The sequence below is a fragment of the Aestuariivirga litoralis genome, assembly GCF_003234965.1.
In the GTDB taxonomy this organism is placed as follows: Bacteria; Pseudomonadota; Alphaproteobacteria; order Rhizobiales; family Aestuariivirgaceae; genus Aestuariivirga; species Aestuariivirga litoralis.
The window spans coordinates 25279-39165 of the sequence record NZ_QKVK01000016.1 but is presented as its reverse complement, the minus strand read 5'-3'; the positions used below and the strand labels follow the sequence as shown (position 1 = coordinate 39165).

9 protein-coding genes and 2 tRNA genes are annotated in these 13887 nt (G+C 61.8%); 3 read left to right on the top strand and 8 right to left on the bottom strand.

Annotated elements, in window-relative coordinates; translation table 11 throughout:
• The first annotated feature begins 517 nt into the window (after positions 1-517).
• Positions 518-1924 carry a S1 family peptidase gene (locus DK847_RS19995; RefSeq protein ID WP_161957402.1) on the top strand — a complete coding sequence of 469 codons (1407 nt, stop codon included), beginning with the start codon at positions 518-520 and terminating at the stop codon, positions 1922-1924.
• Positions 1925-2830: 906 nt separating this feature from the next.
• Positions 2831-3136 carry a thermonuclease family protein gene (locus DK847_RS19985; protein ID WP_111200314.1) on the top strand — a complete coding sequence of 102 codons (306 nt, stop codon included), beginning with the start codon at positions 2831-2833 and terminating at the stop codon, positions 3134-3136.
• A 699-nt stretch (positions 3137-3835) separates the two neighbouring features.
• Here the strand turns inward: DK847_RS19985 and DK847_RS19975 are convergent.
• The 5 genes from DK847_RS19975 to DK847_RS19950 all read right to left on the bottom strand — a co-directional run bounded on the left by DK847_RS19975 (position 3836) and on the right by DK847_RS19950 (position 10429).
• Positions 3836-4264, bottom strand: coding sequence for a hypothetical protein (locus tag DK847_RS19975; RefSeq protein ID WP_111200312.1), 429 nt, complete (start codon positions 4262-4264; stop codon positions 3836-3838).
• 991 nt (positions 4265-5255) lie between these two features.
• A tRNA-Val gene (locus tag DK847_RS19965) sits at positions 5256-5331 on the bottom strand.
• A 294-nt stretch (positions 5332-5625) separates the two neighbouring features.
• Positions 5626-8046, bottom strand: a complete 2421-nt coding sequence (gene lon / locus DK847_RS19960) for an endopeptidase La (protein WP_111200310.1) — start codon at positions 8044-8046, stop codon at positions 5626-5628.
• A gap of 287 nt (positions 8047-8333) precedes the next feature.
• On the bottom strand, positions 8334-9602 hold the full coding sequence (gene clpX, locus DK847_RS19955; protein ID WP_111200309.1) for an ATP-dependent Clp protease ATP-binding subunit ClpX: 1269 nt from the start codon (positions 9600-9602) through the stop codon (positions 8334-8336).
• Between the two features lie 194 nt (positions 9603-9796).
• A complete protein-coding gene (locus DK847_RS19950; RefSeq protein ID WP_111200308.1) occupies positions 9797-10429 on the bottom strand; it encodes an ATP-dependent Clp protease proteolytic subunit in 633 nt (210 codons plus the stop codon).
• 176 nt (positions 10430-10605) lie between these two features.
• Here DK847_RS19950 and DK847_RS19945 point away from each other — a divergent pair, with 176 nt between their 5' ends.
• Positions 10606-11610, top strand: a complete 1005-nt coding sequence (locus DK847_RS19945) for a threonine ammonia-lyase (RefSeq protein ID WP_204508417.1) — start codon at positions 10606-10608, stop codon at positions 11608-11610.
• Between the two features lie 4 nt (positions 11611-11614).
• Here the strand turns inward: DK847_RS19945 and DK847_RS19940 are convergent, their stop codons facing one another.
• The 3 genes from DK847_RS19940 to DK847_RS19930 form a co-directional block, all read right to left on the bottom strand.
• A complete protein-coding gene (locus DK847_RS19940; RefSeq protein WP_111200307.1) occupies positions 11615-12007 on the bottom strand; it encodes a hypothetical protein in 393 nt (130 codons plus the stop codon).
• Between the two features lie 365 nt (positions 12008-12372).
• Entirely contained in the window at positions 12373-13734 is a 1362-nt protein-coding gene (gene tig, locus DK847_RS19935; protein WP_111200306.1) for a trigger factor, read from the bottom strand.
• A 60-nt stretch (positions 13735-13794) separates the two neighbouring features.
• Positions 13795-13879, bottom strand: a tRNA-Leu gene (locus tag DK847_RS19930).
• Positions 13880-13887 lie beyond the last annotated feature (8 nt).

The window sequence follows — 13887 nt, the reverse complement described above, 5'->3', positions numbered from 1 at the left end:
GAGCTCCGGGAGAGGCTGCGAGACCTCGCCAATGAGCGCCGGAGGTTCGACTACCGAGGGCCGTTCATCCTGCTGCGGACGGTAACCAAGTGGCATGTTCAGCCTGCCGTCCCAATGGCGTGAATATCTTTGCCCGCTCGCTGCACCGGAACTGCGAACAAATGCTACTCCACGCCCGTAAGCGGTGGGCAATGTTCGAGCCTTGGCCTCCGTCGGGGGCCAGGAGATAGTGTGCCAGTAGTCCCGTGCGGCGTTGGCCAACGCCTTCGTGAGCGACACTTCGAATAGTGGCGGCGCGCGATGAACGCATAAGGCCCGTCCCCCTCAAGCCATTCCTTTCAGGATAGCGAAACAGAGGTCGATTGCGGCGGGTTCCTCAATCTAGAGAGAATCATATCTATCTTGTTTAAGGAATGCTTGATCTCAACGGGAGTGCGCATCAGTATCAGCAGACTGGAGCCGGTGTATAAGTGGAATGCCCAAATCAGTTAGCCATAGCAGGACTTCAACCTCCCTCGTGTGTGCCTTTTCGCTGCTGACGACTTGGTCGAGCGGTGCACTCGCCGACTATCCTCAGGCAAGGAGCTACTTTGAGAGCCTCAGTAGTAGTGAGCAGGCTGAGATAGTTCTTGGCTTGATAGGAACTGGCGACTTCGTAGGGCTCATAGATTACGGATTCACTAAGCGATTGTATCGCTCCATCCTGGCTTTCGAACAGCGAAGCGGTGCTCTGGTGGATGGGATGATTACGCCATCAGAGCGTAACCTGCTTAGCAGGGAAGCCGATCGCTTCTACACCGAGACTGGTGCGGACTGGGTGCGCTTGCCAGAGACTGGCTCTGATCTACTTGTTCCGCTTCGGTTGTTCGATACCCAGACCACGACTGACCACGGCCTAGCGTATGAGCGCTCCGACAAGAACCTATCACTCAGTTTCTTTGCTTATCCGAGGGGCGAGAAGACGTTCGAAGCGCTATACGAGAAGATGAGCGAACCCACGGAACGAAGGCAGATCTCGTATAACACCCTTAAGACGAACTATTTCGTGGTCAGCGGAGCCTACAGGGGTCGAAATTTCTACACTTGGGTAAGTCGGATCCAAGGTGGTTCCTCTGGATTCACGCTGGCATGGAGTGGGAGTTGGGACACGATGGGCGGTAAATTGTCCATCCTTCTCGCCAATTCCTTTATGCCACTAGGTCGGAAGACAGACGCGACGACTGAAAATCAGCCAAGGACTCCCGCGCCGACACCCACGTCGCCTGAACCGCCGCCGCGATCCGAGGAGGCCCGTAGCGGCACGGGAACAGGCTTTAGAGTTTCACCCGAGGGGCACGTTCTCACAAACTACCACGTTGCGGGAAAGTGTCGTGATCTTGCCGTGCGTCGTCCAGGCGATGTGCCCGCGGCAGCCAGCCTAGTTGCCAGCGACGAGACTAACGACCTCGCTGTCATCAAGATCAGCGGATCGCTAAGCGGAACAGTTGCCAAGTTCCATACAGGCGTGAACCCCAAAGCGGGGTCAGACGTGGTTGTATACGGCTTCCCGCTGGCCAGCATTCTTGGTTCAAGCGGGAATGTAGTCACAGGAAACATCACGTCTCTTGCCGGCCTTGGAAATAACTCGGGCCAGTATCAGATCTCTGCTCCTGTTCAGCCAGGAAACAGCGGCGGCCCTGTATTGGACAGGGAAGGGCGCGTCGTGGGCGTCGTAGTGAGCAAACTCGATGCCCTGAAGACAGCAGAGGCGATTGGCGACATCCCGCAGAACGTTAATTTCGCAATTAAGTCGAGCGTTGCCATGAACTTCCTCGACGGCTCATCTATTACATATCAGGCTGCGGAATCCGGCACGCCCCTTGATACGCCTAGTCTCGCCGAGTTGGCGCAGGGGTTCACATATCTGGTGGAGTGCAAAAACTGATGAAGCGTCCAGTTCGCAGGCTTATACGGCCCGGTCTGCTTTTGGCCGGGGTTATTATGGGGTCGCTTTCGTCCCCGGCGAGCGGCGAGGAATTGAGCGGCGAAGTTCTGTCAATCCTCCAGCTTGAAGATGGCTGGGTGAGCACGGAAAACCCGAGAAAGTGCGCGAACATCCCTATCACCCCCGATACAGAGCTATACCCAGACCTGCACGTCAGCCGCGCCGGCTTTAAGTTCGATGCCGAAACCTCGTGGGAGTCGGGTGACAAGTACGAGGTCACTCGCATTCGGGCCGAATGGCCGACACAGGTCGTGCTGGAGGCGTCCATGTCTGGCAGTGGGGAGGGAATGGCCTGGACAGGCCGTTCTTTGTGGTTCGTCAACTACCCATGGGATGGATCAGGGGAGCCTAACGGGCCGCTAGAAGCGCGCGTGGCCAAGGCGACCTCCTTGACAATTGTTACCTGGCAGGAGTCCACCCAATCAGACGGGCAGGACAGCGCTCAGCCGGTAAAGGATCCGGTACCTGGGGCGAGCACGTACGTTCGTTGCTCCCAGACCCAACATGGGGCTCCTGAATGAGCGGGCGGTGTCGCCTTGAACACGTTCGTAATCGGTTGACGCCCAAGACAATCTTGGGAGAAAGCTTTGAATGGGGAATTATCGGTTTAAACGACGCCCTGGACCCTGGAACAGACTAATGCCTCCCAAGAGGGAGGCGCTGCACCTTTCAAGTAACAAGTAGGCGCTCGGCGCGGCGTTCGCTGGCGCAACTATCGTGGGTGGCTTGGCTACCCATCTAGCGACCGATGGCAATCTGCCGCGTTTTCTTCAGCCTGTCAGCGCAACTCTATTGACAGTGTCAGGTAACTTCGCCCTTTGTGGAATTTCGTTAGGGCGGGATTGCGTGATCGACGGAGACACAATTGAGGTCAATGGGGAGCGCATTCGCATGTTGGATTTTGATACGCCTGAAATCTCTGAATCCAAATGTCCAAGCGAGTATGCCAAGGGACAGAAGGCAAAATTCCGGCTGCTTGAACTGCTTAATTCGGGAGCGGTCGAGATCCGAGCAGCGGGCACGCGCGACAGCGACAAGTATGGCCGGAAATTGAGACTCGTTCTTGTTAACGGACGGTCGGTTGGAGATGTTCTCATCGCTGAGGGGCTTGCATGGCCTTGGGAGGGTCGTCGGCACGCGTGGTGCGGCTGATCAATCCCGGCGCGCGCTCGACCGCGTGCTTTGGTTCACGGTTGCTGAGTGCTTTTGATCTAAGCGACATACAGATCCGCTTTATTTAGGTATTGATTCGGGTTTCTTGCGCGTGAATCTGGAGCGACTGGGGTTTGGTAACGCTCTACGTCTACGGGATCCTGAAGCAGTGGTTCGAGATGAATACACACGCTTCGTGTGCGGAGCCGAAGCCTATTTTGACCGGCTTGGTATCGTATTGATTGCTACCTGTCCAAAGTGATCCGCTCCGCCCCAATGTGCCACAGCATCTCATCGGAGGGCGTGGAAACCGCCCCGGAATATGGCACGGTCTTTGTGAAGCGCCCCCGTCTCACTTGCCAGGCAAGGCGGCTGCCTCGAATGCTCTGCCGTGATCGTCGACGGCGTGCTGGGGGAGATGCAGGGGCCGACCAGCGCGGCGGGGCGGAGGGATGGTGTGGGCATTTGGCGACGACTTCTGAACGCCCACCGTGCGCGGACGATCGCGGTGGCTGAGGAGCGCCGCCAGACGGGGGGCAGTCGAAGCCGCCTTGCTCACGCTGCTGACGAACCGGCGCTGGAGTTGACCGCTGAGTACCACACCTTTCGTATTTAGCAGATTGTTACAGTTGCGATTCGGTAGGCGCTAGAGCAGGCCAGCCGTTGACAACGGCTCCTATCGCTTCTCGGGCAGGGGCGTTAGTCTCGCCTCACAATGTAGCATGTGCCCTTGTTTGCACCTGCTGTGCTAGTCGTTAGGACGACCCTAAGTAACTGGCCCGTCGTATTGTCAATGGGAAGGAAATACGCGGCCGATCCTCTTACAACCGATTTTGTTGCGGCGCGGGCGGTCTTTTCCTCGGGGAGTATTGGAAAGAACATCTTTTCGTAGATTGTAGCCCCGTTTGCAGACGCCACATTCAGTTCCAGCTTGGTTACGGTCCCGGCCGACCACTCACAGCTAACCGAATACACAGAACCATTGCCGTAATTGCTCGGAATCTTCATCAACGCCGTGCCACAAATCGTGCCCGTGGTGCAATTGAACGGGGCGACGACAACAGCCGAATGAGCCGGCAACACGCCGAAGACGGCGCCAAAAGTCGCCGCAACCACCAGACGCCGCATGGATACCTCCAAACCCTGAAAATTACATGGTGTCATTTTACGCCTTGGTGTGTGAAACCGGCAAGGACCGAGGGGGTGGTCCAGAAGGTTCGGCTCAGCGATCCCGATGCCTTGAGCCGCGAACAGGCCGAGATGTGGGAGATCAGCGATACCCTGCACTGCGTGGAATTGAGGCTGGTGCAGCGTTCGGAGCAAGTCTCCCGGTGGGTGGAACTGGCCGAGCAGGTTTTGGCGCAAGTTGCTCCAAGACCCCAAGGTGGCCGGCCCGAGTTGCGAACGCAAATCAGCCCGCGACCTGGCTAGGTCGCACCAAAGTGCAGCGCGCCGTGAAGATCGCCGGTCTCACACCCGAAGCCAAGGCCATCGCAGCTGAGCGCGGTCTCGATGTTGTATCCACTCTCAAGAAGGAAAAGCCCCAGGGATTAGCCTGGGGCCTCCCGACTATGTGAGGAATACAGCAATCAACCACACGACAGGCCAGAGGCATGAGGCGAAATTGATCCTGATCTCCACTTTCGTCTCCAGTTTGGAGCGGGCCATTGGCCCTCATCCTTTCTGGTTCGGTGAGCGCTCACGAACCACAAGGGTTGTGAGTTCTAGGCCGTCGAACGGATATCCGCCGTTCACAGCTGCATCGGCCGGACCATCGCTCGTGGCGCTGCAGCACCCCTCGCTCGATCCGGTTCCTGGGCCGCCTCAAGTCACCCCAGGTTGCCCGCCTTGATGGCGCTGGTCTGCGCGTCTACGCGGACCCGGCAAGAGACACGGGGAGCGGGAGTTGGTGAGGGTGTGATGCCCTCACTCCCCCGATGCCCTGGCACAGGAAACGAACACCGCGGGTAGATTATTGGGATGCGGTTGAAAGTCGAGTCCCGCGAGCGCCGCTTCGATAATCACTTCGCACTCGATGCTGACACTGTGCTGACACCAGTTTGAAGCAACCAACGGAGCCCTCAATGGGCTATCTTTTGCCAATTATTTCAGTGATTTATGGTGGGCGATGAGAGACTCGAACTCCCGACATCTTCGGTGTAAACGAAGCGCTCTACCAACTGAGCTAATCGCCCTTCCGCGGGTGGCTTAGCCTTCCCGGACCCCACAATCAAGCCGAAGAAAAACCCCGTGCGGGTTCTGAGGGCGCACGGGGCTGATGTGATTTGGGTGGTTCCAGAAACGAACTCTGGGCTGCTCCGTCTCCTCGCTGAGTTGCCACGCCCGAAACGCATTACGAGATCCATGTGTCGGTGATTCGTAGCGAATTTCAAGTTTTCGCGGCGCGCCGCGCGGCCTCTGCACGATCTTGCGGCAGAAACGAAAAGGGCCGCCCCGAAAGGCGGCCCTCGAGCTTGGGTGGATGAGGATCAGTGGGCGCGGGCTGCCCCTTCGCCGGCCTTCTCGGCCGCGGCGCGGGCGGCGGCGGCCGCTTCCTCGGCCGCCTCGTCCCAGGTGATCGCCTCCGGCATGCGGACCAGCGCATGCTTCAGCACGTCGTCCATGCGCGAGACCGGGATGATCTCGAGACCCTTCTTGACGTTCTCCGGGATCTCGCTCAGGTCCTTCACGTTCTCCTCGGGGATCATGACGGTCTTGATGCCGGCGCGCAGTGCCGCGAGCAGCTTCTCCTTCAGGCCGCCGATCGGCAGCACGCGGCCACGCAGCGTGATCTCGCCCGTCATCGCCACGTCCTTGCGGACGGGGATGCCGGTCATCACCGAGACGATCGCGGTGACCATGGCAATACCGGCCGACGGGCCATCCTTCGGTGTTGCACCTTCCGGCACGTGCACGTGGATGTCGCGCTTGTCGAAGACCGGCGGCTTGACGCCGATCGACGTGGCGCGCGAGCGGACGTAGGAAGACGCAGCCGAGATCGACTCCTTCATCACGTCGCGCAGGTTGCCGGTCACCGTCATCTTGCCCTTGCCCGGCATCATGAGGGCTTCGATCGTCAGGATCTCGCCGCCCACCTCCGTCCAGGCAAGGCCGGTGACGACACCGACCTGGTCCTCGCGCTCGGCCTCGCCATAGCGGAACTTCGGCACGCCGAGATACTGGTGCACCACCTCGGGCGTCACCTGGATCTTCTTCTTCTTCGACGTGATGATCTCCTTCACCGCCTTGCGGGCGAGCGAGTTGACCTCACGCTCCAGGTTACGCACGCCCGCCTCGCGGGTGTAGCGGCGGACGACCTCGTAGAGGGCCTCCTCCGTCACCTCGAACTCCTTGGCCTGAAGGCCATGGTGCTCGGCTGCCTTGGGCAGCAGGTGGCGCTTGGCGATCTCGAGCTTCTCCTCTTCCGTGTAGCCCGCGATCCGGATGATCTCCATGCGGTCGAGAAGGGCCGGCGGAATGTTGAGCGTGTTCGACGTCGTCACGAACATCACGTTCGAGAGGTCGTATTCGACCTCGAGATAGTGGTCCATGAAGGTCGCGTTCTGCTCGGGGTCGAGAACCTCCAGCAAAGCCGCTGACGGGTCGCCGCGGAAGTCCATGCCCATCTTGTCGATCTCGTCGAGCAGGAAGAGCGGGTTGGACTTCTTCGCCTTCTTCATCGACTGGATGACCTTGCCGGGCATCGAGCCGATGTAGGTGCGGCGGTGGCCGCGGATCTCGGCCTCGTCACGAACACCACCCAGCGACATGCGGATGAACTCGCGGCCCGTCGCCTTGGCGATCGACTTGCCGAGCGAGGTCTTGCCCACACCGGGCGGGCCGACGAGGCACAGGATGGGGCCACGCAGCTTGTTGGTGCGGCTCTGCACCGCGAGATATTCGAGGATGCGCTCCTTCACCTTGTCGAGGCCGAAGTGATCGGCATCGAGCACGTCTTCGGCGAACTTGAGGTCGTGCTTGACCTTGCTCTTCTGGCCCCAGGGGATGCCCAAGAGCCAGTCGAGATAGTTGCGCACGACGGTGGCTTCCGCCGACATCGGGCTCATCTGCCTGAGCTTCTTGATCTCCGCGTCGGCGCGCTCGCGCGCTTCCTTGGAGAGCTTGGTCTTCTTGATGCGGCCTTCGAGCTCGTCGATCTCGTTCTTCTCGTCGCCGTCGCCGAGCTCCTTCTGAATGGCCTTCATCTGCTCATTCAGGTAGTACTCGCGCTGCGTCTTCTCCATCTGGCGCTTGACGCGCGAGCGGATGCGCTTCTCCACCTGGAGAACCGAGATCTCGCCTTCCATCAGCGCATAGACCTTCTCCAGCCGCTGCGCGACCGAGGTCATCTCGAGAAGCTCCTGCTTCTCGGCGATCTTGATGGCGAGGTGTGCGGCGATGGTGTCGGCGAGCTTCGAGGGGTCGGTGATCTGGCCCACCGAGGCCAGCACTTCCTGCGGCACCTTCTTGTTCAGCTTCACATAGCTGTCGAACTGCGAGACGGCGGTACGCGCCAGCGCCTCGGTCTCCGCAGGCGTTCCGGCGTCAGACGGCAGCACCTCGACCTCCGCCTCGAAGAAATCGGTGCGGGCCGAAAAGCCGTGCACGCGCGCACGGTCGGAGCCTTCCACCAGCACCTTCACAGTGCCGTCGGGGAGCTTCAGAAGCTGCAGCACCTGCGCCAGGGTTCCCACCTCGAACACGGCGTCAGACGCCGGATCATCATCGGCGGGGTTCTTCTGCGCCACGAGCAGGATGCGCTTGTCTTCGCGCATCACTTCCTCGAGTGCCTTGATGGACTTCTCACGCCCCACGAAGAGCGGGACGATCATGTGCGGGAAGACGACGATGTCGCGGAGCGGCAGGACCGGGATCGTCTCGTAGCTTCCTGCAGGGGTCGTGTTGCTCATACTACTTCCTTTCATGGGCCGCCTCTGAGTCTGGCGCGGAAAAGCCGCCAAACAAGGGCGCCCGGGTTCTTGTGTCGTCGAGCCGCAAATCAGTGAGTCTCACGCGTATTCTACGCATAAATCCCCCCAAAGAGCAGCCTCAGCGTCGGGTCAGATGTGGAGAGTGCATGAGGAAATTTCAATGCGCTCCAAGGCTCGTCTTCTCCCGCTCCTCCAGCGGGAGAGGACGCTTAACGCGAAATGGCCGGGCATTCACCCGGCCATTCCAATTACTTGCAGGACGAAGTTCAGGCGGAGACGGTGGCCTTGCCGCCCTGCTTGTCGGCATAGATGAGGAGCGGCTTGGCCGTTCCGTCCACCACGTCCTTGGAAATCACAACTTCCTCGACGTCCGACATGGCGGGCAGGTCGAACATGGTCTCGAGCAGGATCGACTCCATGATGGAGCGGAGGCCGCGCGCACCGGTCTTGCGTTCGATGGCGCGCCTGGCGATGGCGCCGAGAGCTTCCTCGGGGAAGTTCAGCTTCACGCCTTCCATCTCGAACAGGCGCTGGTACTGCTTGACCAGCGCATTCTTCGGCTCGACCAGGATCTGGACGAGAGCTGCCTCGTCGAGGTCCTCGAGCGTGGCCACGACGGGCAGACGGCCGACGAATTCGGGGATGAGGCCGAACTTCAGAAGGTCTTCCGGCTCCAGCTCGCGCAGCACGGCACCCGTGCGGCGGTCCTCGTTGGAACGGATCTCGGCGCCGAAGCCGAGGCCCGAGCCCTTGGAACGCTGGTTGATGATGCGCTCGAGGCCGGCGAAGGCACCGCCGCAGATGAACAGGATGTTGGTCGTGTCCACCTGCAGGAATTCCTGCTGCGGGTGCTTGCGGCCGCCCTGCGGCGGCACGGAGGCAACAGTACCTTCCATGATCTTGAGCAGCGCCTGCTGGACGCCCTCGCCCGACACATCACGCGTGATGGACGGGTTGTCCGACTTGCGGCTGATCTTGTCGACCTCATCGATGTAGACGATGCCGCGCTGGGCGCGCTCGACATTGTAGTCGGCCGCCTGCAGCAGCTTCAGGATGATGTTCTCGACGTCCTCGCCCACGTAGCCGGCTTCGGTCAGCGTCGTGGCGTCCGCCATGGTGAAGGGAACGTCCAGGATGCGGGCCAGGGTCTGGGCCAGCAGCGTCTTGCCGGAGCCCGTGGGGCCGACCAGCAGGATGTTCGACTTCGCCAGTTCCACGTCGTTGTTCTTCTGGGCGTGGTTCAGGCGCTTGTAATGATTGTGCACGGCGACCGAGAGCACCTTCTTGGCGTGCTCCTGGCCGATGACATAGTCGTCCAGGACTTTCCGGATCTCGTGCGGGGTCGGCACGCCGTCCTTGGATTTCGCCAGCGAGGTCTTGTTCTCCTCGCGGATGATGTCCATGCACAGCTCCACGCATTCATCGCAGATGAACACGGTCGGGCCCGCAATCAGCTTGCGGACCTCATGCTGGCTCTTGCCGCAGAAGGAGCAGTACAAGGTGTTCTTGCTGTCGCTCCCCGTTGCCTTACTCATTCCATCTCCTTGGACATGTGCTGCATGATACGCACGCAGTCTCTAACAAGACTTCACCGCCATTGCCGCAGTTCCGTCACGGGGTCCGGCGAACCGGATCAAATCATGTATTCAGCATGGGCAGACATGGTTAATCAAGAATTGATTACCACCTGCCCCACCGGCGCAATGCCCGGTGGTAGACAATTCGGGGACTATTTCCCCTCCGCCGGCGCGGCGCGCTTCTCGATGACCTTGTCGATCAGGCCAAAGGCGAGGGCGGCTTCAGCAGTGAAGAAATTGTCGCGCTCGAGGGCATCCTCGATGGTCTGGTAGTCGCGTCCGGTGTGGTGGACGTAGATCTCGTTCAGGCGGCGCTTCAGGCTTTCCACTTCCTTGGCATGGATCAGGATGTCGGTGACCTGGCCCTGGTAGCCGCCGGAAGGCTGGTGAACCATGATGCGGGAATTGGGCAGCGCGAAGCGCATCCCCTTCTCGCCCGCCGTGAGCAGGAGCGAGCCCATGGACGCCGCTTGCCCCATTACTGTGGTGGAAACGGGGCAGCGGATGAACTGCATGGTGTCGTAGATCGACAGGCCGGAGGTGACGACACCGCCCGGGCTGTTGATATACATGGAGATTTCCTTCTTGGGGTTCTCCGCCTCAAGGAACAGGAGCTGCATGCAGATGGACGCCGCCACGTTGTCGTCGATCGGGCCCGTGATGAAGATGATGCGCTCGCGCAGCAGGCGCGAGGGAAGGTCATAGACGCGCTCGCCCCGGCTCTCCTGCTGGATGACGGAGGGCCAGAAGGCGCCGGTGGTCAGGAATTCGACGGGATCGCGCATGGATGTCCTTCGGGTGAATCGGGTTATGTGTTGATCCTTAGATAGGTGAGCCTGCGGGAGGATGGAAGAGGCTTCCCCACCAGCGTTAATCCCTGGTTGAAGCGAAGCCCAGCATTTGCAAGGGCTTGGCCTGCCATGCGAAAAGTGAACCACTGCACACAGCAATCCGGAACCCCATGAAAAGTTTCGCCTTCACCCTTCCCGCCGACCCCATGCCCGCCCACCGCCTGCGCCTCGAAAACGTGCTGCGGGCGGCCACGGTAATCGATCCGGTCTTCCGCAATTCCCCGCAGTTCAATTGCGAACCCCTGAGTGAGGCGCTTGCCTGTTTCCTCACCCTGAAGCTCGAAACCGCCAACCCCATCCGCTCCTTCAAGGGCCGGGGGGCGGGCTATCTGGTGGCCTCGCGCGTGGCGGACGGCAGCCTGAAGGGCCGCCGCCTCGTGGGTGCCAGTGCCGGCAACTGGGGCCAGGCCCTGGCCTATGCCTGCCGCAGCCATGGCATCCCCTTGACCCTCTTCGCCGCCACGACGGCCAATGCCCTCAAGGTCGCCCGCATGAAGGCGCTGGGGGCGGAGATGGTGTTGACCGGCCATGACTTCGACGCCGCCAAGCAGGCCGGGGAGGCCCATGCCAGGGCCACTGGGGGCCTGTGGGTCGCCGACGGCCTCGATCCCGAGGCGGCCGAGGGTGCCGCCACCATCGCGCTCGAACTTCTGGCAGGGCCCGAAAGGCCCGACGTCCTCGCCGTGCCGCTCGGCAATGGCGCGCTCCTCACCGGCATCGCCCGCTGGGCCAAGGCCGCACATCCGGGGATCGAGGTCATCGGGGTGCAGGCCAAGGGCGCCGATGCCATGGAGAAGTCCTGGCGCAGCGGAACGCTCGTCTTCCCGCCCTCGGTCGCCACCATCGCCGACGGCATCGGCGTCCGCGTCCCGATCAGGGAAGCCGTCGAAGACATGCAGCACCTCGTCGACGAGGTGCTGCTGGTGGAGGACGCCGACATCATCACCGCCATGCGCAGCCTCTTCCGGACGGCCGGCCTGATGGCGGAGCCCTCGGGCGCGGCCGGCGTCGCCGCGATCCAGGCCTACCCCGCCCGCTTCAAGGGCCGCCGCGTGGCAACGGTCCTCTGCGGCAGCAACCTCACCGCGGAGCAGGTGAAGGCCTGGCTGATGTGAGGGCTCAGGCCGCAGCGCGCCGCTGCCTGATCCACCACCACAGCGCCCCCAGCGGGCCGCCCAGCACGAAGCCGCCCTGCCCCGTCATCAGCAGGCTCAACAGGGGCCCCTGACTGGCGCCGGGGTCGAGGATCATCGGGCCGAAAAAGCCTGCGACGAAACCGATGCCGCCCAGCGCCACGGCGCCCAGCACGATCGAGGAGAGAAGCCCGTGCTGCAGGTGCTCGGTGGCTGCGAGGATGAAGATGGCCACCCCGATCCCAAGGAGGAACGGCACGCCGCGCCCCAGGAACGGGCTGCCGGCGAGGTCATAACCGGCGAAATAGATCCAATAGGAGATGAACCAGCTGGTCACGAAGCCCAGGAACCCGAGCACGATGCGGACGAGTATCAGCAAGGTTCATCACCCCCTTCGGTGCATCTTTGCGATTTTGGCGGTCTTTTCAACTAGAAATAAAGCCCGCTGCATGGCGCGGGCCTCGCCCGGCCATGCACCCCTGCCTCCATCCCATCATGCCCGGGCTTGTCCCGGGCATCCTGTTTCGGGCGTCCCGAAAGGATCGCCGGGACAAGCCCGGCGACGAGGGGAAGGGGGCACGGGGCGCGCGAGGGGGCACCCTGGCTACGCGGGGCGCGCGGAGGCGCGGGGGCGGCGCAGCACCGCACCACGTTCCGCCCCGGTCTCCCGAAGGCCACGCCCCCAAAGCAAAACGGCCGGACCCTGGGGGCCCGGCCGCTTCGAACTCGGTCCGTCGGAGGGGATCAGGCCGAAGCCATCTCCTCCTCGTCCTCGACCATCTTCTGGAGTTCGTCCTTGGTGACGGTCTTCTCGTCCACCTTGGCGGTGGCGACGATGCCGTCGACGACCTTCTGCTCGAAGATCGGCCCGCGCAGTTCCATCATGGCGCCCGGATTGCGGCGGTAGTAGTCGATGACCATCTTCTCCTGGCCGGGGAACTGGCGCATGCGGTTCATCAGCGCGTTCTGCAGTTCCTGCTCGGAGACCACCACGCCCTGCTTCTCGCCCATCCGGCCCAGCACCAGGCCCAGGCGCACGCGGCGCTCGGCGATGGCGCGGTATTCCTTGCGGGCCTCTTCTTCCGTCGTGCCCTCGTCGGCGAAGGACTTGCCGGAGCGGGTCATCTCGCCCTGGAGCGCGTTCCAGATGCCGTTGAACTCGGCCTCGACCAGCTTTTCCGGCAGTTCGAAGGCATATTCCTTGTCGAGCGCGTCGAGCACGTCGCGCTTCAGCTTCATGGCGCTCATCTGGGCGAATTCGGCGCCCATGCTCTGCTTCACGGTATCGCGCAGCTTGGCGAGGTCCTCGAAGCCCATCTTCTTGGCGAAGTCCTCGTCGATGGCGGCTTCCTTGGCACCCTCGACCTTGGTCACCTTGGTGGCGAATTCGGCCGGCTTGCCGGCGAGTTCGGCAACGCCATAGTCGGCCGGGAAGGACACCTTCACCGTGACCTCGTCACCGGCCTTGGCGCCGATCAGCTGGTCCTCGAAGCCGGGGATGAACTGGCCAGAGCCGATTTCGAGCGCCACGTCTTCCGCCGTGCCGCCGTCGAAGGCCTTGCCATCGATGGTGCCGACGAAGTTGATGGTGACGCGGTCACCCTTCTCCGCCGCAGCCTGCTTCTCGTCGAAATTCTTGGACTGCGACGCGATGCGCTTCAGCGTCTCGTCGATCTGGTCCTCGGCGACCTCCACCACATGGCGGGTCAGCGACAGGCCGGAATGGTCCTTCACCTCGAAATCGGGGATCACTTCCAGCGCCATGGTGAAGGCGAGGTCGCCCTTGCCGTCCATGACGGCGGCAATCTCGGCCTCGTCCGTCGGCAGCTTCACTTCCGGCTGGTAGGCCGGCTTCAGGTTCTTTTCCTCGAGCAGCTGCTTGGAGCGGGAATCGACGGCGTCCTGCAGCACTTCCGCCATGGCCGACTTGCCATAGACGCGGCGGAGGTGCGCCACCGGCACCTTGCCGGGGCGGAAGCCCTTGATGTTGGCCCGCTTCGACATGTCCGCCAGCTTGGCGTTCAGCTCCTTGTCGAGCTCCGCCTGGCCAACCACCACCTTGTATTCGCGCTTGAGGCCAGCGCTGTGCGTCTCGGTAACCTGCATCGTTCCTGCTTCCGTCTAGAGTCTATGGGCCTGTGGCGCCTGGGCATTCGGGCTCGTGCATGGTGCGGGCGGAGGGACTTGAACCCCCACGGGTTTCCCCACAGGAACCTAAATCCTGCGTGTCTGCCAATTTCACCACGCCCGCGCACGAGC

Coding starts and splice junctions, on each gene's coding strand:
- DK847_RS19975 (WP_111200312.1), bottom strand. CDS start 4,264: ATGCGGCGTCTGGTGGTTGCGGCGACTTTTGGCGCCGTCTTCGGCGTG.
- lon (WP_111200310.1), bottom strand. CDS start 8,046: ATGAGCAACACGACCCCTGCAGGAAGCTACGAGACGATCCCGGTCCTG.
- clpX (WP_111200309.1), bottom strand. CDS start 9,602: ATGAGTAAGGCAACGGGGAGCGACAGCAAGAACACCTTGTACTGCTCC.
- DK847_RS19950 (WP_111200308.1), bottom strand. CDS start 10,429: ATGCGCGATCCCGTCGAATTCCTGACCACCGGCGCCTTCTGGCCCTCC.
- DK847_RS19945 (WP_204508417.1), top strand. CDS start 10,606: ATGAAAAGTTTCGCCTTCACCCTTCCCGCCGACCCCATGCCCGCCCAC.
- tig (WP_111200306.1), bottom strand. CDS start 13,734: ATGCAGGTTACCGAGACGCACAGCGCTGGCCTCAAGCGCGAATACAAG.